Raw genomic sequence first — 26,326 nt, 5'->3', positions numbered from 1 at the left:
CCCCATCATCGCGGACTCGACAGCCGGGCCCGCCGCCGGTTAGTTTTTATACATGTACAAAAAAGAACGCCCCTGGGCGGTGCTCGCGGCGGCCTGCGTCGCCCAGTTCGTCTTCGCGCTGGACATGGCGGTGATGAACGTCGCGCTCCCGGCGATCAGGACCGCCCTCGGCTTCGCACCGGTCGGCCTGTCCTGGGTCGTCCACGTCTACGCGCTCGCCTTCGGCGGGTTCCTGCTGCTCGGCGGCCGGGCCTGCGACCTGTACGGGCGGCGCCGGATGTTCGTCCTCGGCCTCGCCGTGTTCGGGCTGTGCTCGCTCGCCGGCGGGCTCGCCCAGGCGCCGTGGCAGCTCGTCGCGGCGCGCGCCGGCCAGGGTCTCGGCGCCGCCGCCGCGGCCCCGGCCTCGCTCGCCCTGCTGACCACCACGTTCACCGAGGGCCGCGCGCGGGTCCGCGCCCTCGGCGTGTGGAGCGCGATGAACGCGGCGGGAGGCGCCCTCGGCGTCCTCGCGGGCGGCGTGCTCACCGAGTACGCGGGCTGGCGCTGGGTGATGCTCGTCAACCTGCCCTTCGTCGCGCTCACCCTCGCGTTCGTCCCGGCGGGCGTGGCCGCCCAAGCGCGCGCGGGCGCCCGCGAGCGGATGGACGTGCCCGGCGCGGTGCTGGCGACCGCCGGGTTCGGGCTGCTGGTCTTCGGCGTGGTGCGCACCGACGCCGTCGGCTGGTCGGACCCGGCCACCCTCGCCTGCCTCGGCGGCGCCGCCCTGCTCCTCGCGGCCTTCGTCGCCGTCGAGGCCCGGGTCCGCGCGCCGCTCGTGCGGCCGGGCCTGCTGCGCAACCGCTGGGTCGCGGGCGCGAACGTGATCGTCTTCCTGGCGGCGGCGGGCCAGTTCGCCGCGTTCTACTTCGTCTCCCTCTACATGCAGCAGGTGCTCGGCATGGGCGCCGCCGAGACGGGCCTGGCCTTCCTGCCGTTCTCGGCCGGCGTCGTGCTCGGCACACTGCTCGCGACCCGGGTCGCCGGGAACCGCTCGCCCCGCGCGGCGCTGGTGCCGGGCAGCCTGCTCGCCGCCGCCGGGCTGGCCTGGTTCACCCGGATCAGCCCGGACGGCGGCTTCCTCACCGACGTGCTCGGCCCGTCGGTGGTGGGCAGCATCGGCATCGGGCTCGTGCTGGCGCCCGTCGCCGCCGCGGCGACCACCGGGGTCGCGCTCCGGGAGGCGGGGACGGCGTCGGGGCTGCTCAACAGCTCCCGCCAGCTCGGCGGCTGCGTCGGCCTCGCCGCCCTCGCCACGGTCGCCGCGCACCGCACCGGCGACGCGGCCTCCCCCGCCGCGCTGAACGGCGGCTACGCCCTGAGCCTCACCGTGTCCGCGGCCCTGTTCCTGGTGGCCGCGCTCGTCGCGCTGGCCCTCCCCCGCAGGGAGCGGTCCGCGCCCGTACCGTCCGCCGCTCCGGCGGAGAACCGACTGGAAGGAACACCGTCATGACGCAGCCGATCGACATGTTCGCCCTCGCCCTCACCTTCCACCCGGACGGCGCGGTGCGCAGCGGCGAGCGCCGGATGACCACCGACGACGGCGGGTGGCAAGTGGCGGCGTTCCACGTCGAGACCGACGCGGACGTCCACGCCGACCACTGGGAGGTGCACCCGGCGGCAGAGGAGGCGGTCTGCTGCCTGGCCGGCGGCGGGGTCCGCATGTACTTCCGCCCCGAGGAGCCCGGCGGCGAGGAGGAGATGGTCCGGCTCCCCGCGGGCCGAGCCGTGATCGTCCCCCGGGGCCGCTGGCACCGCCTGGAACTGGACGGCCCGAGCGACGTCATGTCCATCACCCTGCGGCGGGGCTCCCGGCAGGAAAGGCGCTGACACCGCCCGGAGGGCGCCCGGCCGGGCGCCCTCACGGCGCGGGCGTCAGGCCTGGGCGACCGCGCCGTCGGCGAGGAGGGCGTCGATGTCGTCGAAGCCGAGGTCCTCCAGGACGGCGCGGGTCTGGCCGCCGGGCAGCACGGGGAGCCCGTCGGTGTCGGTGGCGGTGCGGGAGAAGCGCGGCGCCGGGGCGGGCTGGCGGTGGCCGGCGCGCTCGGGGAAGACGTCGCGGGCGGTGTTGAAGGGGTGCTCCTTGGCCTCGTTCATCGACAGGACGGGCGCCACGCACGCGTCGCTGGGCGCGAAGACCTCGGTCCACTCGTCGCGGGTCTTCGCCTTGAACGCGGCGGCGAAGCGCTCGCGCATCTCGGGCCAGCGGGCGCGGTCCTGCTGGTCGGGGAGGTCCTCGGTGTCGACGCCGAGGCGGCGCACGAACTCGGCGAAGAACTGGGGCTCGATCGCGCCGACCGCCATGTGCCCGCCGTCGGCGGTCTCGTACACGTCGTACCAGGGGGCGCCGGTGTCGAGGAAGTTGACGCCGCGCCGGTCCTCCCACATGCCGCCCGCGAGGAAGCCGTGGATGAAGGTGGACAGGTGGGCGGCGCCGTCCACGATGGCGGTGTCGACGACCTGCCCGCGCCCGCTGGTCTTGGCCTCCAGCAGCGCGGCGAGGACGCCGACGACGAGGTACATGCTGCCGCCGGCGAAGTCGCCGAGCAGGTTCAGCGGGACCTGCGGCGGGCCGCCGGCGCGGCCGATGGCGTGCAGCGCGCCGGTGATGGCGATGTAGCCGATGTCGTGGCCGGCGGTCCGCGCCAGCGGGCCCTCCTGGCCCCAGCCGGTCATCCGGCCGTAGACGAGGCGGGGGTTGCGGGCGAGGCAGTCGTCCGGGCCGAGGCCGAGGCGCTCGGTGACGCCGGGCCGGAAGCCCTCGATCAGGACGTCGGACCGCTCGACGAGGCGGAGCACGACGTCCTTGCCCTTCTCGCTCTTGAGGTCGATGGCGATCGAGCGCTTGCCGCGGTTGCTGAAGTCGGTGCCGCCGGTGGCGGCGTCCCGCACCGCGGACGGGCGGTCGACCCGGATGACGTCGGCGCCGAGATCGGCGAGCAGCATCGCGGCGAACGGCCCCGGCCCGATCCCGGCCAGCTCGACCACGCGCACTCCGGAGAGCGGCCCCTTGCCCATCTGCAGCCCCTTTCGGTCCCACCTGTCTCCGCCGGGGGCCGGTCCCGGGGCGGTCCCCCCGCGGCCGGCGCTGAATCCCGTTCGGTCACCCTAGTGTGCCCGATCGCGGTAAGTGGGTTCTGACCGGCCCCGTTCAGCGGGGCGCGGCGGTGACCGCGACCGGGACGTTCGGGCCGCGCTCCGGCCGGGCGACCAGCAGCCGGTGATCGGTCGTGGCGGGGCCGAGCGCCCCCCGCACCCGCGGGACGAGCCCGGACGCGGCGGCGGCGAGGAAGTACCAGCGGCCCGACGGCGACTGCCACCAGGTGCCCGACACCGGGCGCCGCGCGTCGCAGGGTCCGGTGTCGTGCGGCCGGTCGGCGACGAGCATGGACGCGCCGGCCCGCCCGCCGTCGGCGTAGGCCGTCCGGGTGCAGAACCAGCTGGCGAGCGCGCCGCCGTGCGGGAGCGTCCCGGACCAGAACTCCCAGGCCATGGCGTCGGTGACGGGCCGGCTCCGCGGCGGTTCGAGGCAGCCGAGGCGGTTCCAGGTCCGCACCGCGCCGGGGCCGAGGCGGGCGGGCGCGGCGGGCGCCCCGCCCGGCGCGTAGCCGGGCGAGTGGTAGGTGAGGACGGCGGCGCGCGGGCCGCCGAGGTAGCCGAGCGTGCGGTCGCCGAGGTGGAAGAGCGGGCCGCGCCCGCAGGGCGTTCCGGCGGGCGCGGGCGCGACGACGCCGTCGCGGGCGGGCAGGGCGGCGCCCGCGAGGGTGCGGGGCGCCGGTTCCCAGGGCGCGAGGAGGTAGCGTCCGCCGCCGAGGGCGATCGGGGCGGACGCGTCGGTGCCGGCGGTGACGACGTCCAGGCCGGGCGGGGCGTAGCGGGCGACGCGGTCGCCGCGCCGCATCAGCGCGAGCGGCGCGCCGCCCGCGTGCCCGGCGTAGAGGAGCTGGGCGGTGCCGCCGCCGGGGCTCCGGCCGCCCTTGGCCGCCGCCCATGCGGCGGCGGCGCGGTCGAGGAACGCGCGGTCGCCGGCGAGGTCGCCGCGCGCGGGCCAGGCGTCCAGGGTGCGGGGGCCGCGCGTCCAGGCGGACGGCGGGGCCGCGTTGAGCCGCAGGCTCGGGGCGGCGGCGCCCGGCCGTCCCGACCCGGTGTGGATCAGCACGCCGACCAGCGCGGTGGTGAGCGCGGCGGCCGTCACCAGCGGCAGCACCGAGCGGGTCCGGACGGGGCGCAGGTGCGCCGGGTCGAACCGCTCGGCGCGGTGCGGGACGGGGATCGAGACGGCGCAGGCGGCGTCGATGACGGGCCAGGGGTCGCGCACCCGCAGCTCCCGGAGCTGGTCGCGGACGGCGTACTTCGGCAGGCCCTCGATGCGCAGCAGCACGTAGGCGACCCGCACGTACGGGTCGAGCTCGGCGAGCGCGGCGGTCAGCGCCGGGTCGGGCAGCCGCGCGGGCAGCGCGCGCAGCCAGGGGCCGAGGCCGATCTGCAGGCGGCGGGAGGGGCGCAGCGCGCGGCGCAGCACGCGGGTGCGGCGGCGGGCGAGGCCGGGGGCGGTGCGGTCGCGCGGGCCGCGGGCGGTGGCGTCCACGATCCGGCGGGCGACCGCCAGCCGGTAGACGCGCTTTCCGCGGCCCGGAAGAACGAAATACGCCATTCGGACGAGATTTCCGTAATGCGATTTCCTGGGCGGCGATTCCGGCGCCGGCTGCGCGATGACGTCCTCCGTCACGGCGGGCCCCTCCCCCTTCCGTTCCCGGGCGCGGCGCCCCTCGCGCCGCGGAGACCGAGGTTATGCGGCACCGGCGCGCGCGGGAGCGGAATTGGGGCAACGATGGGCAACGCCAAAAGAAATGTCCCCTATTTCCGTACGGAAAAGGCGCGGCGGCCCCGGGCCCGCGTCAGGAGCGCAGGGCGTCCGTGTACGCCGGGAGGGTGATGTTGCGGCCGGACACGACCACGACCGGCCGGCCGATGATCTCGACCTTGCCGGCCAGCACGGCCGCGACGCCCGCCGCGCCCGCGCCCTCGGCGACCAGGCCGTGCTCGGCGAACAGCCAGCGCAGCGCGGTGCGGATCTCGGCGTCGGTGACGGCGGTCAGCGCCGCGTCCGCCCCGATCACCTCCGGCGTCACGCAGCCGGCCTCCAGGTTCCCGGGCAGCCCGTCGGCGAACGTCTCGCCGACCTCCACCTCGACGACCCGCACGGCGGCGACCGACGCCGACACGCCGCGCGACACCGCCGACTCCACCCCGACGATCCGCACGCCGCCGCGCTCGCGCGCCCACAGGCTGAGCCCGGCGAGCAGGCCCCCGCCGCCGACCGGCGCGATCACCGTGAGCGGTCCGTCCGCCTGCGCGTCCAGCTCCCGGCCGATGGTGCCCTGCCCGGCGATGACCGCCGGGTCGTTGTAGGGCGAGACGTAGTGGCCGGGCAGCGTCATCGCGTGCGCCTCGGCCTCGTCGTAGGTGTCGCCGTGCAGGACGAGCCGGACCGGGAACGCGCCGATCCGATCCACCTTCACCGGGGACGCCCGCCTCGACACGACCACCGTCACGTCCGCGCCGGACCGGGCCGCCGCGTACCCCATGCCGAGGCCGTGGTTGCCGGCGCTCGCGGTGACGGCCGGCGTGCCGTCCGGCAGCGCCGCCACGGCGGCGAGCGCGCCGCGCACCTTGAACGAGCCGGTCGGCTGGAAGGTCTCCAGTTTCAGCAGCGCGTCCGGTGCCAGGCCGGACGGGACGGCGGGCGTCGGCGCGAGCGCCCCGGACACCGCCTCCCAGGCCAGCTCCAGGTCCAGCGAGCCCGGCACGCGGACCCGGCGGGCCGTCACGAGCCGTCCCCCGGCGTTCCGTCCTGCCCGGTGCGGTCCAGCCGCTCGTGCAGCCGGCTCCGGATCTCCTCCGGCGTGTACGCGCGGCGCCGCCGCTCGGAGCGCACGATCACCGCCCCGGTCGCCGCCACTCCGACGAACCCCGCGATGCCCAGCGCCTTCCACAGGCCGGCCCTTCTCCACCACCGCATGCGGCTACGGTATCGACCATGCCGGGCACGAGCATCTCCCTCGACGAGGCCGCCGACCTGACCCGCACCGGCGACGTGTGGCTGTTCCGCGGCCGGACGGTCGCCGACCGCGCCATCCAGATGACGACGAACAGCCCGGTGAACCACGTCGGCATGTCGCTGGTCATCGACGACCTGCCGCCGCTGATGTGGCACGCCGAGCTCGGCCGCTCGCTGCCGGACCTGTGGTCGGGCGGCCACCAGCGCGGCGCGCAGCTCCACGACCTGCGCGACGCGGTGCTGACGTGGGGCGACCGGTACGGGCAGCGGGCCTGGCTGCGGCAGCTCGACCCGCCGGCGTCCGGGGAGATGGAGGACGCGGCGCTGCGCGCGGTGGCCCGGCTGGACGGCACGCCGTTCCCGTCCACGTCGCGGCTGGCGTCGCGGTGGCTGCGCGGCCGGGTCCCGATCCGCCGCCCGGCCGAGCGCGACATGAACCTGGAGACGGCGTTCTGCGCGGAGATCGTCGCGGTGACGTACCAGGCGATGGGGCTGCTGCCGAAGGGCCGCCGCCCGAACTGGTTCGATCCGGGCCGGTTCTGGAGCGGCGACGACCTGGACCTGGAGTCGGGCGCGGTCCTCGGCGGCGAGATCGCCGTCGGCCTGCCCGCGCGTCCCTAGCACGGCGGTCGCGCCGCGGCCCGGCGGCGGGCGGACGTCCGGGAGCGGGTCGAACCGCGTCCGGCCGAGCCCCGCGGACATCTCTCCCGGCCGCGCGGTCACGCCATATCCGGCGAGTCTCGATAAAGCGCGAGCTACGCGACAGTAGGCGTGACGTGGAACACAACCGGCCGGTCACCCGTGCCGTCCGATGTCGGTTCCGGTGGACTTCGCCGCATCCCTAGCGTCACGAACCGAACGCGAACGTTATCCCCGACGTCCTAATGTTGGGCATCCCCCGACCGACGACCCCGAGGTGGACGTGGAACACGCAAGCATCGCCGACCTGTGGAACCGCGTGACGGGAACGCAGCCGGACCCCCCGTGGTGGCTCGTCGTCCTCGTCGGCGTCGTCGCGCTGGCCGCGGTGCTGCACGGCCCCACCTGGCGGGTCGCGCGCAACACCGTGACGATCGCGCACGAGGGCGGGCACGCGCTGATCGCCCTGCTCACCGGCCGCAAGCTGGACGGCATCAAGCTGCACTCCGACACCTCCGGCGTCACCGTGTCGCGCGGCAAGCCGCACGGCCCCGGAATGATCTTCACCGCGATGGCCGGGTACGTGACGCCGCCGCTGCTCGGGCTGTTCTTCGCGCTGCTGCTCGCCGCCGGCCGCATCACGCTGATGCTCTGGTTCACCCTCGCCCTGCTCGCCGCGATGCTCGTGATGATCCGCAACGCCTACGGGGCGCTGTCGGTCGTCGCGACCGGCGCGGTCGTCTTCCTGGTGTCGTGGTTCGGCGGCGCCGAGGTGCAGGCCGGCTTCGCCTACCTCGCCGCCTGGTTCCTGCTCCTCGCCGCGACCCGGCCGGTGATCGAGCTGCAGCGGATGCGCGCCCGGCACATGGCGCCGAGCTCCGACGCCGACCAGCTCGCGCACCTCACCGGCGTCCCGGGCCTGGCGTGGGTCACCCTGTTCGGCGCCACCGCCCTCGTCGCCCTCCTCGCCGGCGGCGCCCTCCTCTTCCCCGACGTCTCCCTCCACCTCCCCACCCTCCCCGGCCAGTGAGCCGACCGCCCGCCGCGCGGGCCGCCTACCAGGCGGCTCCCGGTCCCGGCCGGGGGAACGTCACGCTGAGAATGTCGGACGAGGCGGATAGTTTCGGGGGGTGAGCGGTCGATGGGATCGGGGGCGGGTCGCCGCGCTGGCGCCGGACGCGGCGTCCGCGAAGGCGGCCGGCGGCATCGCCCGGCCGGCCCGGTGGGGCGGGACGGGCTGCGACGACGAGGCCGTCTGGGGCGAGTGCCAGGGCAGCGGCAGCAGTGTCTACCGGGCGTGCGCCGACCTGGCCGGGCCGGCGTTCCGCTGCTCGTGCCCGAGCCGCAAGGTCCCATGCAAGCACGTCCTCGGGCTGCTGCTCCTGTGGTCGGACGGGGCGGTCGCGGCCGGGGCGCGCCCCGGCTGGGCCGCGGAGTGGATCGAGCAGCGCCGCGACCGGGCCGGGAAGGCGCTCGAGCGCAAGGCGGCGGGCGCGGCGAAGGCGCGTGACCCGAAGACGGTGGAGCGGCGCGAGCGGCGGGTCGAGGACGGCCTCGCCGAGCTCGACCAGTGGCTCCGCGACCAGGTGACGCACGGGCTCGCGCAGGCGGAGAAGGCGCCCTACGGGCTGTGGGACGACGCCGCGCGCCGGCTCGTCGACGCGCAGGCCGGCGCGCTGGCGGGGCAGGTCAGGGCGCTCGCGGCGATCCCCCGGCAGCCCGGCTGGCCCGACCGGCTGCTGGAGGAGTACGCGCTGCTCCGGCTGCTCGTCCAGGCTTACCGGCGGCGGGAGGAACTGCCCGACGGGCTGCGCGACACCGTGCGTTCGCGGGTCGGTTTCACCGTCGCGCAGGACGACGTGCTGGGTCATGGGGAGCGCGTCCGGGACCGCTGGTGCGTGACGGGGGCGCGGGACACCGTGCAGGACCAGCTCACCACCCGCCGGACCTGGCTGCGGGGGCGGGAGAGCGGGCGTCCCGCGCTCGTGCTGTCGTTCGCCGCGCCCGGCGCGGCGCTGGACTCCTCGCTGGCCGTCGGCACGGAGGTCGACGCCGAGCTGGCCTTCTATCCGGGGGCCCGGCCGCTGCGGGCGCTGGTCGCCGAACGCCACGGCCCGGCCGTCCCGGCGGCGCCCGGTGGGACGTCCGTCGCCGGGTTCCTGGACGACCACGCCGCGGCGCTGGCGAGCGACCCGTGGCTGGAGCGCTGGCCCGCGACGCTGGACGGGGTGCGGCTCGCCCGCGGCGAGGGCGGCGGCCTGCACGTGGTCGACGAGGCGGGCGACGCGCTGCCGCTGCGGACCGCCGATCCCTGGCGGCTGCTGGCGGTGTCCGGCGGCGGGCCCGTCACGCTCGCCGGGGAGTGGACGCCGGAGGGGCTCCGGCCGCTGACCGCCTGGCAGGCCGACGAAGGGGCCGTGCTGCTGTGACCGGCTGGAACGAGCACGTCACCGCCGCGCTCCTCGGCACCGAGCGCCGCGACCCGCCCGTCCTTCCGGAAGCGCCGGACGGCCCCGACCCCGACAAGGCGGGCCGGCTGCTGGACCAGGCCGCGCTGCTGACGGTCGCGCGGCGGGCCGGGCGCGTCCCCGGCCGCGGAGCCGCCGAGGTGATCGCCCCGGCGCCCGCCGAGGAGGCGCCGGTCGTGCCGCCCGCGGCGGCCGACCGGCTCGGCCGGATCCTGCACGGCGAGTACGTCCAGGTGCTGCCCGAATGGCTGGACGCAGCGGCGGAGCGCGGGCTGCGGGTGCCGGCGCGCCTGCTGCCCGACCTCCTCGAACGCGGCCGCGGCGACCGGATGCTGCGGCCGTCGATCAGCCGCGCGGCCGGGCGGCGCGGCGTGTGGCTGGCGCTGCGGAACACCGACTGGGCGTACCTGGTCGGGGCGGGCGGCGATCCGGGCGGCGGCGCCGAGGTGTGGGAGACCGGCACCCGCAACCAGCGGGCCGCGTACCTGACCGCGCTGCGCCATGCCGATTCCGCCGCCGCGCGCGAGGCGCTGCGGGAGACGTGGGCGAAGGAGCCCGCGCCCGACCGCGCCGCCTTCCTCGGCACGTTCCGGGCCGGGCTGTCGCCCGACGACGAGGAGTTCCTGGAGTCGGCGCTGGAAGACCGCGGCAAGGACGTCCGGCAGCTCGCCGCCGACCTGCTCGCCCGGCTGCCCGGCTCGGCGTACGGGCGGCGGATGGCAGCGCGCGCCCGCGCCTGCCTGGTCCCGCGGGTCCGCACCGTGCGGGGCCGCGAGCAGACATGGATCATGGTCGAGCCGCCGGCCGCGCACGACGAGGACCTGGCGCGCGACGGGGTCCCGTTCCATCCCGGCGGGTCGTTCGCGCCCGGCGGCGGGGGGCGCCCGGTGGGGACGCGGGCCGCCTGGCTGCGCGAGATCCTCGCCCGCACGCCGCTCGGCACCTGGACAGACCTGTTCGGGCTGCCGCCGATGGAGATCGTGTGCCTGCCGGTCGCGGCGGCCGGGGCCTCCGAAGGGCGGTCCGGCCGGGACGAGCACGACGGCGACGCCCGCGACGTCCACATCGGGTGGGCGCGGGCCGCGCTGAAGCAGCAGGACGCCGCGTGGGCGCGCGCGCTGCTGAAGGGCGGCGTCATGGTGGACGAGCCCGGCGCGCTCGCCGACCTGCTGGCCGTCCTGCCCGCCGGGGAGCGGGACGCCGCGGCGGCGGGGCTGATCCGCTGGGTCGAGGGCAGGTCCGAGCTGCCCCCCATCCTGGAGCGGGTGCCCGGACCGTGGACCGGCGACCTCGCGTCCGCCGTGGTCGGCACGCTCGCCGCGTCCGCCGTCCGGCCCGCCTCGACCCGCCGCGACGAGCACGCCCTGACCCAGCTCTGCCGGCTCGCCGAGCAGCGACTGGACCCGTCCGCCGCGTCCCGGCTGGAGGAGCTGCTCGCCCGCCGCCCGCCCGAGGAGCCGGGACGGGCCCTGCCGCGCGCCGTCCCGGCCCTGATCACCACCCTGCGCTTCCGCGACGAGATGCTGAAGGAGCTCGCCCCGTGACCGAACCCGTGACCGGAGACCCCGTGCCCGCCGGGGTGCTGCGCCCGCACGCCGAGCAGGAGTACGCCGGCGAGCTGGCCCGGCTGGCCGAGCACGACGACCGGCCCCGGCCGCCCGGCTGGCGGCTGTCGCCGTGGGCCGTCACGACGTACCTGCTCGGCGGGGAGCTGCCCGACGGCACGATCGTCTCGCCGAAGTACGTCGGCCGGCGGCGGCTGATGGAGGTCGCGGTGGCGACGCTCGCGACCGACCGGGCGCTGCTGCTGCTCGGCGTGCCCGGCACCGCGAAGACGTGGGTGTCGGAGCACCTCGCGGCGGCGATCAGCGGCGACTCGACACTGCTGGTGCAGGGGACGGCCGGGACGGCGGAGGAGGCGATCCGCTACGGCTGGAACTACGCCCGGCTGCTCGCGGAGGGCCCGTCGGAGAAGGCGCTGGTGGAGAGCCCGCTGATGCGGGCGATGCGGCGCGGGTCGGTGGCGCGGATCGAGGAGCTGACCCGGATGCCGTCCGACGTCCAGGACGCCCTGATCACGGTGCTGTCGGAGAAGACGCTGCCGGTCCCGGAGCTGAGCACCGAGGTGCAGGCGCGCAAGGGCTTCACGCTCATCGCGACCGCGAACGACCGCGACCGGGGCGTGAACGAGCTGTCCAGCGCGCTGCGGCGGCGGTTCAACACGGTGGTGCTGCCGCTGCCCGACACCGTCGAGGACGAGGTGGACATCGTGGCCCGCCGCGTCGACCGGATCGGCGCGTCGCTGGAGCTGCCGCAGGCGCCGGCGGGCCTGGAGGAGATCCGCCGGGTCGTCACCGTGTTCCGGGAGCTGCGCTCGGGCCTGACGTCCGACGGCCGCACGAAGCTGAAGTCGCCGAGCGGAACGCTCAGCACCGCCGAGGCGATCTCGGTGATCACCAGCGGGCTGGCGCTGGCCGCGCACTTCGGCGACGGGGTGCTGCGGGCCGCGGACGTGGCGGGCGGGCTCGTCGGCGCCGTCGTCCAGGACCCGGTGTCGGACCGGGTGGTGTGGCAGGAGTACCTGGAGGCGGTCGTGCGGGACCGCCCGGAGTGGCGGGACTTCTACCGCGCCTGCCGGGAGGTGTCTTGACGGCCGGACGGGTCGAGGTCTTCGGGATCCGCCACCACGGTCCCGGTTCGGCGCGCGCGCTGCGCGGCGCGCTGGAGGAGTTCGGTCCGGACGCGGTCCTGATCGAGGGTCCGCCGGAGGCCGACGCGATCGTCGAGCTGGCCGGCGACCCCGGCATGGTCCCGCCGGTCGCGCTGCTGGCCTACTCCCCCGCCGGCCCGCCCGGCGGCGCGGCGGGGAAGGACGACCGGAAGGCCGCGTTCTGGCCGTTCGCGGAGTTCAGCCCGGAATGGCAGGCGATCCGGTACGGGCTGGCGGCGGGCGCGGCCGTCCGGTTCTGCGACCTGCCCGCGGCGCAGCAGCTCGTCCCGCCCGAACCGGACGCCGCCGACCCCTCCGGCGCCGGACCCGGCGGCGAGGAGCCCGGGGACGGGGCTGCGGGCGCCGCGCCGCCGGAGGACGTCCGGCTGGATCCGCTCGGGACGCTGGCCAAGGCGGCGGGCTACGACGACACCGAACGCTGGTGGGACGACGTCGTCGAGCACCGCCACGAGGGCCCCTCGCCGTTCCCCGCGATCGCGGAGGCCATGGCCGAGCTGCGCGAGCGGGTGGAGCCGTCCCGGGCCGACCGCCGCGAGGAGCAGCGCGAGGCCCACATGCGCCGGACCGTGCGCCGCGCCCTCAAGGAGGGGTTCGAGCGGGTCGCGGTGATCTGCGGCGCCTGGCACGTCCCCGCGCTGCGCGCGAAGGTCCCCGCGACGCACGACGACCGGACGCTGCGCGGGCTGCCGAAGACGAAGGTCGCGATGACGTGGGTGCCGTGGACGCACGGGCGGCTCGCGGGCCGCTCCGGGTACGGCGCGGGCGTCCGCTCCCCCGGCTGGTACCACCACCTGTTCGCGGCGCCGGACCGGCCGGTCGAGCGGTGGCTCGCCGCCGCCGCGCGGCTGCTGCGCGAGGAGGACCTGCACGTCTCGTCCGCCCACGTGATCGAGGCGGTCCGGCTGGCGGAGGCGCTCGCCGCGCTGCGCGGCCGCCCGCTGGCCGGGCTCGACGAGGTCACCGAGGCGACCCGCGCGGTGCTGTGCGAGGGCGCGGAGGCGCCCGTCGAGCTGATCCGCGAGCGGATGGTCGTCGGGGAGCGGCTCGGCGCCGTCCCGGACCGGACCCCGATGGTGCCGCTCCAGCGCGACCTGCAGGCCGAGCAGCGGCGGCTGCGGCTCAAGCCGTCCGCGCTCGGCAAGGAGCAGGACCTCGACCTCCGCAAGCCCACCGACCTGGAGCGCAGCCGGCTGCTGCACCGGCTCCGGCTGCTCGACGTCGACTGGGGCGTGCCCGCCGAGAGCCGGTCGAAGGGCACGTTCCGGGAGACGTGGACGCTGATGTGGCGGCCCGAGTTCGACGTCGAGCTGATCGAGGCGAGCGCGTGGGGCACGACCGTGCGGGACGCGACCGCGGCCCGCGCGGAGGCGATGGCCGCCGAGGCCGGGACGCTGCCGGAGCTGACGTCCGTCGCGGAGCGCTGCCTGCTCGCCGACCTCGGCGACGCGCTGCCGACGGTGATGCGCGCCCTCGCCGACCGGGCCGCGCTCGACACCGACGTCGCGCACCTGATGGCGGCGCTGCCCGCGCTCGTGCGCGCGCTCCGCTACGGCGACGTGCGCGGCACCGCGACGGGCCCGCTGCGCACCGTCGTGGACGGCCTGGTCGTCCGGGTGTGCGTCGGCCTGCCGCCCGCCGTGTCGGGCCTCGACGACGACGCGGCCCGCGATTTCCTCGGGCACATCGACTCCGTCCACGGCGCCCTCGCCCTGCTCGCCGACGAGGACCACCTCGAACGCTGGCGCGCGGCCCTGACGGCCCTGATCGCCCGGCCCGAGACCCTCCACGGCCTGCTCGAAGGCCGGATCACCCGGCTGCTGCTGGACGCGGGCCGGCTGGACGATGTCCCCGCCCGGATGGCGCGCGCCGTGTCGGTCGGCGCGGCGCCCGCCCGCGCCGCCGCCTGGGTGGAGGGTTTCCTGTCCGGCGGCGGGCTCGTCCTGGTACACGACGAGGAACTGCTCCGGTTGGTCGACGGCTGGATCGCCGGGCTGCCCGCCGACGCGTTCACCGACGTCCTGCCGCTGCTGCGCCGCACGTTCGGCGCGTACGCCGCCGCCGAGCGGCGTGCGATCGGCGAGCGGGTCCGCCGGGCCGGGGCCGCGCCCGCCGGGCCGTCCCGCCCGCCCGGCGACGACCTCGACGGGAAGCGCGCGGCGCCCGCCGTCGCGACGGCACTGCGCGTCCTCGGCTGGGAGGCCCCGTGAACGACGACACCACCAACGACGGCACCACCAACGACGGCACCGTGAACGAGGGCACCGCGAACGGCGGGCCGGAACGGATGCGGCGGTGGCGGCTGGTGCTCGGCGGCGAGCGCGCCGACGGCACCGGGGTGTCCCTGACCGGCGACGACGCCCGGATGGACGCGGCGCTGGAGAAGCTCTACGGGGCCGGCGACGCCGGAGGAGGCCGGCCCCGGCCGGGCCGCCGCGGCGCCGGGCTCGGCGACTCCGCACCGTCGGTCGCTCGCTGGCTCGGCGACATCCGCGCCTACTTCCCGTCCACGGTCGTCCAGGTGATGCAGAAGGACGCGATCGAGCGGCTCGACCTCACCCGGCTGCTGCTGGAGCCGGAGATGCTGGAGGCCGTCGAACCGGACGTGCACCTGGTCGGGACGCTGCTGTCGCTGAACAAGGTCATGCCGGACCGGGCGCGGGAGTCGGCGCGGGCCGTCGTCCGCAAGGTCGTCGACGAGCTGGAGCGGCGGCTCGCGCAGCGGACCCGCTCGGCGGTCGGCGGCGCCCTCGACCGGTCCGCGCGGGTGCGGCGGCCGAAGCGGCTCGCGGACGTCGACTGGGACCGGACGATCCGCGCGAACCTGCGGCACTACCTGCCCGAGCACGGCACGCTCGTGCCGGAGCGGATGATCGGGTACGGGCGGCGCCGGCAGGCGGTGCAGCGGGACGTGGTCCTCGCGATCGACCAGAGCGGCTCGATGGCGGCGTCGGTGGTGTACGCGAGCGTGTTCGGCGCCGTGCTGGCCTCGATGCGGTCGCTGCGGACGTCGCTGGTGGTGTTCGACACCGCCGTCGCCGACCTGACCGACCAGCTGCACGATCCGGTCGAGGTCCTGTTCGGGACCCGGCTCGGCGGCGGCACGGACATCAACCGCGCGGTCGCGTACTGCCAGGGCCTCGTGACCCGGCCGAACGAGACGATCCTGGTACTGGTCAGCGACCTGTACGAGGGCGGCGTCCGGGACGAGATGCTGCAGCGGGTCGCGGCGCTGACGGCGGCGGGCGTGCAGGTCGTCGTGCTGCTGGCGCTGTCCGACGACGGTGCGCCGGCCTATGACCACGACAACGCCGCGGCCCTCGCGGCGCTCGGCGTCCCGGCGTTCGCCTGCACCCCGGACGCCTTCCCGGACCTGATGGCCGCCGCGATCGAGCGCCGCGACCTCGGGCAGTGGGCGGAGCGGCGCTGATCAGGAGGCCCAGAGGCCCTGCGCGAGCAGGAGCACCACCAGGGCGGTGAGGGCGGCGTGCCCGGCGAGCGCGGCGGGCTCCACGTGGACCAGCCCGCCCCACGCCGCCCACATCGCGACGCGGGCGACCCGCGCGGCCACGACCGTCCACGCCGCCGCCCGGCTGCCCCGCCACGCGACGATCACCGCGACCAGCGTGACGACCGCGACCAGCGTGAACGACGACGCGACCAGCGGGAGGAGCCCGCCCCGGTGGCCGGCGCTGAGCGACGGCCGGGCGATCAGGATCGCGAGCGCGACGACGTCCAGCGCGGCGAGCAGCGTCGCGAGCACCAGACCGGTGACGACTCCCGGTCCGCGCCGCAGCCGCCGGTACGTCCGCGCGGGCGCCGCCTGCGGCCCCGGGCGCCCGCTGTCACCGATCGGGCCCGGATGGCCGGACGGCTCGTGAGCGTCAGGTGGCCCCTGAGGCTGGAGTGGCTGCCGGTACTCGATGGGCTGCGAGTACCCGGAGGGGGCGAAGTTCTCGGGCGACGGCCGGTAGGCGGCGGACGCGGTCTCCGCGCCCGCGCCCTGCGTCCCGGCGGCGTCCCACGCCGGCGGGCTGCCGGAACCGGCCGGGAGGCCCGGCGCGGCGGCCTCGGTCGAACCGGGACCGGCGCCGGAGCCGACGACGGTCGGCGCCTCCCCCGCGCCGTACGCGCCGGGCGGCGCCCCGGTCGCCCCCGCGCCGGGCCCGATCCCGGCCTGCGCCGGACCCTGCTGAACGGCTCCCGGCGGAGCGGCGCCAGGCGGGGCCTCACCGGAACCGGACGGACCGGGCCGGGCGCCACCGGCGGCGGCGCCCGGCTGGACGCCTCGGCCCGGGATGGCGCCGGACCGGGCGCCAGAGGCAGAGGTCGAGCCGGGTCGGGCGTCCTGGGCAGGGACGGCTCCAGGTTGGGCGCCGTAGGCAAAGGCAGCGCCGGGCCGGCCGCCTTGGGCAGGGGTCGAGCCCGGGCCGGCGGTGCCGGTCCAGGTGGCGGTCGGGGGTTCGGGGAGGGCCGCCGTGGCGGGGGCGGCGGACGGGTCGAGGCGCGGGTGCGGCGGGCCCGGACGGTCGCCGAGGAGGCGGAGCAGGACGTCCTCGGAGGTGGGGCGGGCCTTGGGGTCCTTGGCGAGGCAGCCGGCGGCGACCTCGGCGATCGGGCCCGGCAGCGCGCCGAGGTCGGGGGTCTCGTGCATGATCCGGTACATCACGGCGGGCAGCGCGCCGCCCGCGAACGGGTCGCGGCCGGTGGCGGCGAACAGCAGCGTGGCCGCCCACGCGAACAGGTCGGTGGCGGGCGACACCCGTCCCGCGAACTGCTCCGGGGCCATGTAGGCGGGCGTCCCGACGACCTGGCTGGTCATCGTGGCGCCGGCGTCGAACGCGCGGGCGATGCCGAAGTCGATCACGCGCGGCCCGTCCAGCCCCATCAGCACGTTCTGCGGCTTGAAGTCGCGGTGCACGACGCCCGCGCGGTGGATCGCGGTGAGCGCGGTGACCGTGCCGATCGCCAGCCGGTCCAGATCGGCGCCGGTGCGCGGGCCCTGCTCGAGCACGAGCTCGCGCAGCGACCGGCCCGGCACGTACTCGCTGACGATGTAGGGGCGGTCGCCGTCCATGTCGGCGGCGAGGACCTGCGCGGTGCAGAACCCCGCGACCCGCTGCAGCAGCGCCAGCTCGCGGACGAAACGGCCGCGCGCGGCGGCGTTGCCGAGCAGCTGGGCGTGCAGCAGCTTGACGGCGACGCGCGGCGGCGCGCCGGACGGGCCCGGCGCGGCGGGCGCGCGGTCGCCCGCGCCGGCGGGGCGGCCGAGGTAGACCACGCCCTGGCCGCCGGTGCCGAGCCGCCCGAGGATCTCGTAGCCGCCGAGGCGGGTGGGATCCGCGGCGGTGAGGGGAAGCGGGCTCGCCATTGTGACCCCCGTCAGGTCCCGCAATGCCGGCCGCCGGCCGGGCGCAAGAATTCCGTATTCTCCCGGGCACTAATCGGTGCCGCCCGGCATCCAAGAGTATAGGTTCACCGAACCCGGAGCGGGAGACGACGCATGCTCGAGATCAATTCACGAATGGCGCGGGGCCGGATGCCGATCATGGCGGCCGGCGCGCTGGTGCTGGCGGCGGGGACGCTGGCGGGCTGCGGGGACGCGGGGGCCACCATCACCCGGCTGACCGTGGGCTCGCCGGGGCGCGACCCGTACACCCTGGCGGCGAACACCGACCAGGTCAAGGTGGCGACGCGCCCGGCGCGGGGCGGCACGAAGGACGGCGACGCGCCCGGCCTGTACGGCGGGACGCGCCGGATCTCGAGCTGCGACCAGCGCAGGCTCGTCGCGTTCCTGCAGGCCAACCCGGACAAGGCGCGCGCGTGGGCGGGCGTGCAGGGCATTCCGGTGAGCGACATCCCGCGGTACGTGTCGCGGCTGACGCCGGTGCTGCTGCGCACCGACACCCTGGTGACCAACCACGGCTACCGGGACGGCAGGGCGACGAGCGAGAGCGCCGTGCTCCAGGCCGGAATGGGCGTTCTGGTCAATGGCTACGGGGTTCCGGCGGTGAAGTGCAATTGCGGGAATCCGCTGACCGCGCCGGCGGGCAAGATCAAAACGTCGAACGCGCGGTACAGTGGCCGAAAGTGGCCGGGATTCGAGAAGCGGAATGTGACGCGGATCCGGCCGCGGGATTCCCGCAAGGGCACGATCACGGTCTTCGTGCTCGTCGATCCGGGCGCCACGATGGGCTTCGAGCGGCCGCGCGCGACCACGGGCGGCGACGACGGGCCGCCGCTGCCGCTTCCGGCCACCGAGATGGAGCCGTCGGGCGGCACGCCCAGCGACTCCCCGGCGCCGGCCGACTCGGGGTCGTCGGGCTCCCCCGCGCCGGGCGACGGGTCGCCGGCCCCCGGGTCGCCGGAGCCGGGGATCTCCGATCCGGGATCGCCCGCGCCGGGGTCCCCGGCGCCGGAAATCTCGCAGCCGGGGGTGTCGCCCGGCGGCGGACCGGGCACGGGGACCGCGACCGGCACCGGAACCGGCGATGATGGGTCGGGCGGCACCGGGACCGGCGGCACCACCGGCGGGACGGGGGCCGGGACGCCCGGCGACGAGCCGCAGAGCCCGGTGATCTCGATGGCGCCGCCCGGCGGTTCCGCGGGGTCGTCCCCGGCCTTCTGACCCCTGCTGCTACATTTGTTCATATGAGCAGTGCTTCAGATGTCATCCCCGCGGAGGCGTGCGCCGTCCGCGTGGTCGACGCGGAGAAGGTCGCCCTCGTGTCCGCCTCGATGCCGGGCGCGGAGGCGGTCGGGGAGCTCGCGCAGGTGTTCGGGCTGCTGTCCGACCCGGGCCGGCTCCGGGTGATCACCGCGCTGCTCGAGGGGGGAGAGATGTGCGTGTGCGACATCGCGGCGTCCTGCGGGCAGTCGGAGTCGTCGGTGTCGCACGCGCTGCGCCTGCTGCGCGCCAACCGCGTGGTCCGGGTCCGCCGGGCCGGCCGGATGGCCTACTACCGGCTGGACGACTCGCACGTCCGGATGCTGCTCGATCTCGCCCTCGCCCACGTCGGCCACGGGGAGGAAGGCGCATGACCGCGAAGCCGGGGAACGAGCCGGACGGGCATGGGCACGGCCATGAGCACGCCCAGGGCCAGAGCCAAGGCCATGGGCATGGACACGGCCACGGGCACGGCATCTCCGCCAACGCGGACCGGAGGGTGCTCGGCGGCGCCCTCGCCCTGATCGTCGCCTACATGGCGGGCGAGGTCGTGATCGGCCTGCTGGCCGGGTCGCTCGCCCTGCTCTCCGACGCCGCGCACATGCTGACCGACGCGTTCGCGATCGCGCTGGCGCTGGTCGCCATGCGGATCGCGGCGCGCCCGCCGCAAGGCGGTTTCACGTTCGGGATGCGCCGCGCGGAGATCCTCTCGGCCCAGCTGAACGGGCTGACGCTGATCCTGCTCGCGGCGTTCTTCGTCTACGAGGGCGTCCACCGGCTGATCAGCCCGCCGGAGGTCGACGGGCGGTTCGTCCTCTGGACGGCCCTTGCGGGCATCGTGGTCAACCTGGGCGCGAGCTGGCTGCTGAGCCGGGCGAACCGGACGAGCCTGAACGTGGAGGGCGCGTTCCAGCACATCCTGAACGACCTGTTCGCGTTCGTCTGCACCGCCGTCGCGGGACTGGTGGTGTGGACGACGGGGTTCGCCCGCGCGGACGCGATCGCGTCGCTGGTGGTGGCGGCGCTGATGCTGAAGGCCGGGTACGGGCTGCTGCGGGACGCGGGACGGGTGCTGATGGAGGCCGCCCCGGCGGGCATCGACCCGTCCGAGCTGGGCTCCCGGCTGGCCGAGCGGCCGTGCGTCGAGGAGGTGCACGACCTGCACGTGTGGGAGGTCGGGTCCGGCTATCCGGCGCTGTCGGCGCACGTGCTGGTGGACGCGAAGGGCGACTGCCACGCCGTCCGCCGCGACATGCAGGACCTGCTGCGCGCCTCGTACGGGATCACCCACACGACGCTGGAGGTCGATCACGTGGACGGCCCGTCCCGGCACGGCCACTGCGAGGACTCGCACGGCCCCCGGCACGTGGGCGAGGCCGACCAGCCGCACCAGCACGCGGGCTCCGCTCCCTGCGACCACTGACCCGCCGCACGTCACAGGCCCTGGGCGTCAGAGCCCCGGCGTCAGAGGTCGAAGAGCTCGGCGGCGGTGTTCCAGCAGACGGCCCGCAGCCAGTCGTCGCCGAGGCCGAGATCGGCCAGCGCCTCCAGTTGATGGGCGTAGGCGTAGGGGATGTTGGGGAAATCGGTGCCGAGCAGGATCCTGCCCTCCAGGCCGAGGTCGCGGAGCCGCGGCAGGAGCGCCTCGGGGAACGAGCCCAGGCCGCCCGCGAACCGGGTGAAGGTCATCGTCGTGTCCAGATGGACGCCGCCGTACCGGTCGGCGAGGTCGAAGAAGCCCCCGAACTCGGGCGCGCCGAGGTGGGCGATGATCGCGGTGAGGCGGGGGTGGCGGGCCAGCACCCCGGCGAACGGGTCCGGACCGGTGAACCCGTTGGCGACCGGGCCGGACCCGGCGTGGACCAGGGCGGGCACCCCGGCCTCGGCGAGGATCCCCCACGCCTCGTCCAGCTCCTTGTCCCGGGGGTCGAACCCGCCGACCTGGAGGTGGACCTTGAACACGCGCGCCCCCGACTCCAGGGCGCGGCGCACGTAGGCGGCGGCGCCCGGCTCGGGGAAGAACGTCGCGGTCTGCAGGCAGTCGGGGACGCGGGCGGCGAACTCGGCGCCCCACTCGTTCAGCGACTCGGCCATGCCGGGCCGGTGCGGGTACACCAGCGCGGTGAACGCGCGGACGCCGAGGCCGCGCAGGAACGCCAGCCGCTCCTCCTCCGAGTCCCGGTAGCGGATCGGCCACTCCGTGCCGATCAGCGGTCCGGCGTCGTCGAAGTACGCCCAGACCGCGCTCATCAGCCGCGGCGGCATGAAGTGGACGTGCGCGTCGATGATGCCGGGCAGCCCGAGCGCCTGCCAGAACGCGGGGACGGCGGAATCCGAACGGGGTTCAGTCACGCCCCGAACCCTAGCCGGAGGCGGGCGGGCCGCCGACAGGTGCTAGGCGATCGCGGCCAGCAGGGCGGGCAGCGCGGCGCGCAGCTCCCGCCGCCAGTACGGCCAGGTGTGCGTGCCGCGGTAGAAGTGCGTGGAGATCGGGATGCCGAGCTTCTTCAGCTTGCCCGCGAACTCGCGGGTGACGGTGCCGGCGAGCGCCTCCACCACGTCGTGGCCGGTGCCGGGCCTCGGGTCGTAGGGGCCGGGACGCCCGTCGCCCGCGCTGACGTGCAGCTGGACGCCGGCGAGGCGGTCGGCCAGGTCGAACGGGTTGTGCTGGCGCCACACCACGCGCTGCTCGTCGGGGTCGCCCCACACGTCCGTCCAGTCGCGGGCGGGCTCGCCGATCGCGACGGTCAGCTCGACGAGGTCGGCGACGTCCAGGCCGCACGGGTCGCGGTGGAGGGTATGCACCGGGCCGCTGAACGACGCGGCGGCGCGGAACAGGCCGCGGTGCCGGGCGGCGTAGGACAGCGCGCCCATCCCGCCGGTCCCATTCCCGGCGACGGCGCGCCGCGTTCCGGCGCGGTATCCGCGTTCGAGTATCTGGCGCAGCTCGGCCAGATGGAACGTCTCCCACTTCGGCGCCCCGCCGTCGCCGCGATTCCACCAGTCGGTGTAATTGCCGCACGGGCCGCCGTCCGGCATGACGACGATCACCTCGCCGTCCCCGGTCAGCTCCTCGACGCCGCCGTGGTCGGTCCAGGCGGTGTGCCCGGCGCCGGAGCCGTGCAGCAGCCACAGCACGGGCCAGGTCCGGGAGGCGTCCCGCGACCAGCCCGGAGGCAGCAGGAGCCGGGCGTGCGCGACGCCGGGGAGGACGGGCGAGCGGACCGCGAGGTCCAGGACGCGGCGGCGGGGCCGGTGCTCGCCGACGACGGTCGCGCCGTCGTCGGCGGGTGCTGCGGACGGGGCGGCGCCCCCGGTGGCCATGGACATATTTTCCGTCCCGGTCATTCAGCTGTGGTTCACCGGTAATGTCCCCACTTCCGGCCATGTTTCAACGTGAAGTAATGGGTTTATAAAGCAGCGGACCCGGGTTCCCGGGCGGCCGCCGGTAGGGTGGCGCGAACGAGTGGAGGGCGACCGAGTCGAGATGCGGAGCAAAGCGGAGCTGGAGTCGGCGATCGGCAAGGGCGGCCGCGCGGTCCTGGTGATCAACTCGCGGTCGCGGCGGGGCCGCCGGCTGTACGGCCGGGCGCGCCGCCTGCTGGACGAGGCCGGGATCGCCTTCGACCAGGTGTTCCCGGTGACCGATCCGACCCGGCTGCGCGACCTGTTCGGCGACGTGCTGGCGCTGGAGCCCGATCTCGTCGTGGTCGGCGGCGGCGACGGGACGGTCGCCGAGGCCGTCGGGCACCTCGCGCACCGCGACATCGCGCTCGGCGTGCTGCCGCTCGGCACCACCAACAACTTCGCGCGCAGCCTGGAGCTGCCGCTGGACCTGCCCGGCGCGGTCCGGACCGTGGCGCTGGCCGGGCCGGGCGGCGGGAAGGTCGCCGACGTGGACGTCGGCTGGTTCGAGAGCACCGGCGACCCGCAGGGCGAGGGGCCGGGCGCCGACCGCGAGCACATCTTCGCGAACATGGTCAGCCTCGGCCTGTCGGTGCAGGTCGCGGGGAAGGTCCCGCACCTGCTGAAGCGGTACCTCGGGCGTCCCGCGTACGCGCTGACGGCGGCGGGGCTGCTGCCCCGGCACAAGGCGTTCACGGCCCGCATCACGATCGACGGGGAGACGACGTCCCTCCGGACGCACCAGCTGAACATCGCGAACGGCGCGCACCACAGCGGGCAGCGGATCGCCCGGGACGCGAGCCCCGACGACCGGCTGCTGGCCGTCTACCGGCTGGGCGACGAGCGGCGGTTGCGGCTGGCGTCCGCGACGGCCCGGCACGTGCTGACCGGCCCGTGGCGGACGCTGGACGAGGACGCGTTCCTCACCACCGCGCACGTGGAGATCGAGACCGATCCGCCGATGCGGGTGGACGTGGACGGCGAGGTCCGCGGCCGGACGCCGGTGACGATCCGGCTGCGCGGCAACGCGCTGCGCGTGATCGTCCCGCAGACGTTCGACGACACCTGATCCGCCGCGCGGCGGCCCGGTGCGGGCGGGCCGGGTCGCGGGTCAGAGCACGCCGCGCGCCGCGAGCAGGTCCCTGAGCCGGTCGTGCGGGAGCGCCGGCGACCGGTGCCCGTCCCGGCCGATCATGGTGCGGGCCGCCAGCAGCGCGTTCAGCACGGCCTCCTCGACCGTCTGGACGACGGCCTCGTAGAACGGGTCGATCCGGTTCCACGGGACGAACCGCAGCGTCTCGTAGCCCTCCTCCCCCGCCGGGAAGCCGCCGGTGAGCGCGCCCGCGTTGGCGGTGGAGAAGGCCAGGAAGATGTCGCCGGACGAGTGCTGCCCGTAGGTGCCGGTGCGGGCCAGGCCGAGCGGGACGCGGCGGGCGAGCGCGGTGCACTGCCCGGGGATCAGCGGCGCGTCCGTCGCGACGACCGCGATGACCGAGCCGGCGCCGGCGAGCCCGAGCCAGTCGGTGTCCTCCATGGGATTGTCGTCGGCGAGGGCCGCGCCGACCGGGACGCCGCGGACCGTGAGGTCCTTGCGGGAGCCGAAGTTCGCCTGGACGAACGCGCCGACCGTGTAGGCGTCGCCGCCGTACCGCACGACCCGCGAGGACGTCCCGTTGCCGCCCTTGAAGCCGTAGCAGTTCATGCCGGTCCCGCCGCCGGCGCTGCCCTCCTCGACGGGGCCGCCGCGCGCCGCGTCCAGCGCCCGGACCGCGTGCTCGGGACGCACGTGGGCGCCGCCGATGTCGTTGAGGTAACCGTCCCAGGTCTCCGCGACGACGGGCAGCATCCAGTCCTGCGAGCCGGGGCTCTCGCGGAGCATCCACTCGATGGCGCCCCGGTGGCAGGCGCCGACCGCGTGCGTGTTGGTGATCAGCACGGGCGTGTTCAGGGCGCCGGTCTCGGCCAGCCAGTGCGAGCCGGTCATCTCGCCGTTGCCGTTCAGCGAGTGCACCCCGGCCGCGCAGGCGTCGGCGAGGCCCGCGCGTCCGCGCGGGAGCAGCGCCGTGACGCCGGTGCGGACGGGGCCCTCGCCCGGACGCAGCGGGCCGTCGCCGGAGACCAGCGTGACGCAGCCGACCTCGACGCCGGGCACGTCGGTGATCGCGTTGAGCGGGCCGGTGTCGCCGGGCATCGGCAGGCCGAGGGCGCGGGCGCGGGTCATGTGCCGCCTTCCGGGTCGAAGGGTCTAGCGCTCGTCGGCCATGACGTAGTCGCCGGCCTCCAGGCGCTCGATGAGGCCGCACGCCCACTGCATGGCCGCGTCGGCGGAGTGCACCCACCAGCCGAGCAGCTCGTGCAGGTGCGCGGGGTCCGCCGGCGCCTCGTACAGCGGCATGACGTTGGCGCGCCGGGCGGCCAGGCCGTCCAGCCGCTGCCGGAGCAGCTCGATCGCCTCCGGGCGGGTCAGCTCGGCGAGGAAGGCGAGCCCGGCCGTCAGCATCTCCGGGTGCCGGATGTCGACGGTGGAGATCGCGCAGCGCAGCAGGCGGAAGAACTCCTCCCGGCCCGCGCCGGTGATCTCGTAGTCGGTGTGCGGCGGCCCGGCGTCGCTCTCCTCCACGTCGTGGGCGAGCAGCAGGCCCTCCTTGGCCAGCTGCCGCAGCGCGTGGTAGATCGAGCCGGGGTTCACGTGGGCCCACTCGTCCGAGCCCCAGGAGATCAGCTCCCTGCGGATCTCGTACCCGTGGGCCCGGCCGAACCGCCGCACCCCGCCGAGGACCAGCAGCCGCGTCGCCGACATCATCACCCTTCCCTGTCCGAGCCGACGTTCAGGGTAGAGCCTGCGGCGGGCGCCGGTGGCACGCCCCCCGGCGGGCGCACCGGGAGGGTGTTCTTCCCCGGCGGGCACTGGCCCCTGGGCGGGGCCCGGCCTAGCGTCGTGCCATGGCAGCGGAATGGTGGTCCATCGAGGTGTTCGACGCGTCCCTGCCCGCGTCCGCCTGGCAGCGGTCCTGGCAGGAGACGCTGGCGGAGACCGCGCTGACCTACGGCGCGGTCCACTGGGAGTGGCACACGCACACGTGGGGCGTCGTCTTCGAGGTGTTCTTCGAGGACGAGGAGCAGTGGGAGGCGTGGCGGGCCCTGCCCGTCGTGCGCGCGGCCCTGGACGCCGTGCCGGACCCGGTGAACGGGCTGGTGGTGTACCGGGGCCGCGGCGGGTCGTCCGGGGCCCCGGTCCCCCGGCGGCCGGCCCCGGCGCCGGGCGCCGCGGCGATCGAGGCCGTCCCGCCGGAGCCCGACCCGATCATCGACCTGACGGCCGCGGCCCTCCCGGACCCCGGCCGTACGGGCGCGGGCGCCGCGGGCGCGAGCGCCGCGGGCGCGGGCGCGGGCGCGGGCGCCGCGGGCGCGGGCGCGGGCGCCGCGGGCGCGGGCGCCGCGGGCAGGGGCTAGGCGCGCAGTTCGGCGAGGTCGGCGGCGGTGAGTTCGAGCCGCGCGGCGGCCATGTTCTCCTCCACGTGCGCCGGTGAGCCGGTGCCGGGGATCGCCAGCATCACCGGGGAGAGCGCGAGCAGCCCCGCGAGCAGCACCTGCGGGACGGTGGCGCCGTGGCGCGCGGCGACGGCCTTCACGCGGTCGTCGTCGGGGATGCCGAACCCGCCGAGCGGGAAGTACGGGGCGTAGCCGATGCCGTCGCGCTCGCAGATCGCGAGCAGCTCGGTGTCCGCCGGCCGGGTGATGTCGAACCTGTTCTGGACGGCGGCGACCGGCGCGATCGCCCGGGCCTCGGCGAGCTGGGCCGCGCTGACGTGGCTGAGCCCGAGATGCCGGATGAGGCCCTCCTCGCGGAGCCCGGCGAGGACCTCGAACCGCTCCCCGATCGGCTCGTCCAGCGGCGTCTCCAGGCCGCCGGGTCGCAGGTAGACCAGGTCGAGGCTGTCGCGGCCCAGCTCGCGCAGGTTGCGCTCGACCTCGGCGCGGAGCCCGGACGCGGGGAGCTGGCCGCTCGGGTACGGGTCGTCCGGCGCCCGGAAGGGGCCGACCTTCGTGGCGATGACCAGGCCGTCCGGGTAGGGCGACAGGGCGCTGCGGATCATCTCGTTCGCGGCGAGGCCGGAGGGGTGGAAGTAGAACGCGGCGGTGTCGATGTGGTCGGCGCCGAGCTCGACGGCGCGGCGCAGCACCTCGAGGGAGGTGTCCCGGTCGTTGGGGGCGCCGCCGCGGGTGCTCGCCGGCAGCCGCATCGCGCCGAAGCCCATCCGGGAGATCCGCAGGTCGCCGCCGAGGTCGAAGTGGCCGTCACGGGTGATCGGTGTCGTCAT

At 76.2% G+C, this 26,326-nt stretch carries 24 protein-coding genes; 14 read left to right on the top strand and 10 right to left on the bottom strand.

The genetic code is table 11. From position 1 onward, the window contains the following. Positions 1–52 precede the first annotated feature (52 nt). Together ABT299_RS04930 and ABT299_RS04925 are read left to right on the top strand one after the other, a co-directional pair. On the top strand, positions 53–1,489 hold the full coding sequence (locus ABT299_RS04930; protein WP_500249798.1) for an MFS transporter: 1,437 nt from the start codon (positions 53–55) through the stop codon (positions 1,487–1,489). Then, positions 1,486–1,866 (top strand): cupin, encoded by a 381-nt coding sequence (locus tag ABT299_RS04925; RefSeq protein WP_387023626.1) that lies wholly within the window; start codon positions 1,486–1,488, stop codon positions 1,864–1,866. Before ABT299_RS04930 ends, ABT299_RS04925 begins: the two co-directional genes overlap by 4 nt. 45 nt (positions 1,867–1,911) lie before the next feature. On the opposite strand, the gene ABT299_RS04920 is transcribed toward ABT299_RS04925, so the two are convergent. The 4 genes from ABT299_RS04920 to ABT299_RS04905 form a co-directional block, all read right to left on the bottom strand. Continuing rightward, entirely contained in the window at positions 1,912–3,054 is a 1,143-nt protein-coding gene (locus ABT299_RS04920) for a CaiB/BaiF CoA transferase family protein (RefSeq protein ID WP_500249797.1), read from the bottom strand. Between the two features lie 133 nt (positions 3,055–3,187). Then, positions 3,188–4,690 carry a hypothetical protein gene (locus tag ABT299_RS04915; protein WP_500249796.1) on the bottom strand — a complete coding sequence of 501 codons (1,503 nt, stop codon included), beginning with the start codon at positions 4,688–4,690 and terminating at the stop codon, positions 3,188–3,190. A gap of 244 nt (positions 4,691–4,934) precedes the next feature. Next, the gene (locus ABT299_RS04910) at positions 4,935–5,867 is read right to left on the bottom strand and encodes a pyridoxal-phosphate dependent enzyme (RefSeq protein WP_500249795.1); all 933 of its coding nucleotides are present in this window, start codon (positions 5,865–5,867) and stop codon (positions 4,935–4,937) included. Continuing rightward, entirely contained in the window at positions 5,864–6,058 is a 195-nt protein-coding gene (locus tag ABT299_RS04905; RefSeq protein WP_387023632.1) for a hypothetical protein, read from the bottom strand. Before ABT299_RS04905 ends, ABT299_RS04910 begins: the two co-directional genes overlap by 4 nt. 18 nt (positions 6,059–6,076) lie before the next feature. Between ABT299_RS04905 and ABT299_RS04900 the strand changes: the two genes are divergently transcribed. From ABT299_RS04900 to ABT299_RS04870, 7 genes are all read left to right on the top strand, one after another. Further along, positions 6,077–6,718, top strand: coding sequence for a hypothetical protein (locus ABT299_RS04900; protein WP_387023634.1), 642 nt, complete (start codon positions 6,077–6,079; stop codon positions 6,716–6,718). A 301-nt stretch (positions 6,719–7,019) separates the two neighbouring features. Then, positions 7,020–7,766: a M50 family metallopeptidase gene (locus tag ABT299_RS04895; protein ID WP_387023636.1), complete on the top strand. Its 747-nt coding sequence runs from the start codon at positions 7,020–7,022 to the stop codon at positions 7,764–7,766. A gap of 100 nt (positions 7,767–7,866) precedes the next feature. Continuing rightward, positions 7,867–9,165 (top strand): SWIM zinc finger family protein, encoded by a 1,299-nt coding sequence (locus ABT299_RS04890; protein ID WP_500249794.1) that lies wholly within the window; start codon positions 7,867–7,869, stop codon positions 9,163–9,165. Continuing rightward, the gene (locus ABT299_RS04885; RefSeq protein ID WP_500249793.1) at positions 9,162–10,748 is read left to right on the top strand and encodes a DUF5691 domain-containing protein; all 1,587 of its coding nucleotides are present in this window, start codon (positions 9,162–9,164) and stop codon (positions 10,746–10,748) included. Before ABT299_RS04890 ends, ABT299_RS04885 begins: the two co-directional genes overlap by 4 nt. Next, positions 10,745–11,854, top strand: a complete 1,110-nt coding sequence (locus tag ABT299_RS04880) for an ATP-binding protein (RefSeq protein WP_500249792.1) — start codon at positions 10,745–10,747, stop codon at positions 11,852–11,854. The genes ABT299_RS04885 and ABT299_RS04880 overlap by 4 nt, the downstream gene beginning before the upstream one ends. Beyond that, complete coding sequence (locus ABT299_RS04875; RefSeq protein ID WP_500249791.1) at positions 11,851–14,142, top strand: DUF5682 family protein; 2,292 nt, start codon at positions 11,851–11,853, stop codon at positions 14,140–14,142. Before ABT299_RS04880 ends, ABT299_RS04875 begins: the two co-directional genes overlap by 4 nt. Positions 14,143–14,219: 77 nt before the next feature. Further along, positions 14,220–15,362 carry a VWA domain-containing protein gene (locus ABT299_RS04870; protein WP_500249863.1) on the top strand — a complete coding sequence of 381 codons (1,143 nt, stop codon included), beginning with the start codon at positions 14,220–14,222 and terminating at the stop codon, positions 15,360–15,362. Here the strand turns inward: ABT299_RS04870 and ABT299_RS04865 are convergent, their stop codons facing one another. Further along, the gene (locus ABT299_RS04865; protein ID WP_500249790.1) at positions 15,363–17,303 is read right to left on the bottom strand and encodes a serine/threonine-protein kinase; all 1,941 of its coding nucleotides are present in this window, start codon (positions 17,301–17,303) and stop codon (positions 15,363–15,365) included. A 132-nt stretch (positions 17,304–17,435) separates the two neighbouring features. Between ABT299_RS04865 and ABT299_RS04860 the strand changes: the two genes are divergently transcribed. Genes ABT299_RS04860 through ABT299_RS04850 form a run of 3 tightly spaced genes read left to right on the top strand, consistent with a single transcriptional unit; the run spans position 17,436 to position 20,022 of the window. Further along, positions 17,436–18,560: a DUF6777 domain-containing protein gene (locus tag ABT299_RS04860; RefSeq protein WP_500249789.1), complete on the top strand. Its 1,125-nt coding sequence runs from the start codon at positions 17,436–17,438 to the stop codon at positions 18,558–18,560. 23 nt (positions 18,561–18,583) lie between these two features. After that, positions 18,584–18,973, top strand: a complete 390-nt coding sequence (locus ABT299_RS04855; RefSeq protein ID WP_190863600.1) for an ArsR/SmtB family transcription factor — start codon at positions 18,584–18,586, stop codon at positions 18,971–18,973. After that, positions 18,970–20,022, top strand: coding sequence for a cation diffusion facilitator family transporter (locus tag ABT299_RS04850; RefSeq protein WP_500249788.1), 1,053 nt, complete (start codon positions 18,970–18,972; stop codon positions 20,020–20,022). Before ABT299_RS04855 ends, ABT299_RS04850 begins: the two co-directional genes overlap by 4 nt. 41 nt (positions 20,023–20,063) lie before the next feature. Here ABT299_RS04850 and ABT299_RS04845 read toward each other — a convergent pair whose 3' ends face one another. Both ABT299_RS04845 and ABT299_RS04840 read right to left on the bottom strand, forming a co-directional pair. Continuing rightward, on the bottom strand, positions 20,064–20,951 hold the full coding sequence (locus ABT299_RS04845; RefSeq protein WP_500249787.1) for an amidohydrolase family protein: 888 nt from the start codon (positions 20,949–20,951) through the stop codon (positions 20,064–20,066). Positions 20,952–20,993: 42 nt separating this feature from the next. Continuing rightward, the gene (locus ABT299_RS04840) at positions 20,994–21,923 is read right to left on the bottom strand and encodes an alpha/beta hydrolase (RefSeq protein WP_500249786.1); all 930 of its coding nucleotides are present in this window, start codon (positions 21,921–21,923) and stop codon (positions 20,994–20,996) included. A gap of 163 nt (positions 21,924–22,086) precedes the next feature. On the opposite strand from ABT299_RS04840, the gene ABT299_RS04835 reads away from it, so the two are divergent. Beyond that, positions 22,087–23,073 carry a diacylglycerol/lipid kinase family protein gene (locus tag ABT299_RS04835; protein WP_190863592.1) on the top strand — a complete coding sequence of 329 codons (987 nt, stop codon included), beginning with the start codon at positions 22,087–22,089 and terminating at the stop codon, positions 23,071–23,073. A gap of 42 nt (positions 23,074–23,115) precedes the next feature. Here the strand turns inward: ABT299_RS04835 and ABT299_RS04830 are convergent, their stop codons facing one another. Further along, the gene (locus ABT299_RS04830; protein WP_500249785.1) at positions 23,116–24,225 is read right to left on the bottom strand and encodes a DmpA family aminopeptidase; all 1,110 of its coding nucleotides are present in this window, start codon (positions 24,223–24,225) and stop codon (positions 23,116–23,118) included. A 24-nt stretch (positions 24,226–24,249) separates the two neighbouring features. Beyond that, on the bottom strand, positions 24,250–24,807 hold the full coding sequence (locus tag ABT299_RS04825; RefSeq protein ID WP_241756161.1) for a PadR family transcriptional regulator: 558 nt from the start codon (positions 24,805–24,807) through the stop codon (positions 24,250–24,252). A 140-nt stretch (positions 24,808–24,947) separates the two neighbouring features. Between ABT299_RS04825 and ABT299_RS04820 the strand changes: the two genes are divergently transcribed. After that, positions 24,948–25,457 (top strand): hypothetical protein, encoded by a 510-nt coding sequence (locus ABT299_RS04820; RefSeq protein WP_500249784.1) that lies wholly within the window; start codon positions 24,948–24,950, stop codon positions 25,455–25,457. Here the strand turns inward: ABT299_RS04820 and ABT299_RS04815 are convergent. After that, a complete protein-coding gene (locus ABT299_RS04815) occupies positions 25,454–26,326 on the bottom strand; it encodes an aldo/keto reductase (RefSeq protein WP_500249783.1) in 873 nt (290 codons plus the stop codon). The two genes, ABT299_RS04820 and ABT299_RS04815, sit on opposite strands and share 4 nt — an antisense overlap.

The organism is Spirillospora sp. NPDC000708, from assembly GCF_040299565.1.
Lineage (GTDB): Bacteria > Actinomycetota > Actinomycetes > Streptosporangiales > Streptosporangiaceae > Spirillospora.
The sequence above is the reverse complement of the archived record's forward strand: the minus strand, read 5'-3'. Positions and strand labels throughout refer to the sequence as shown.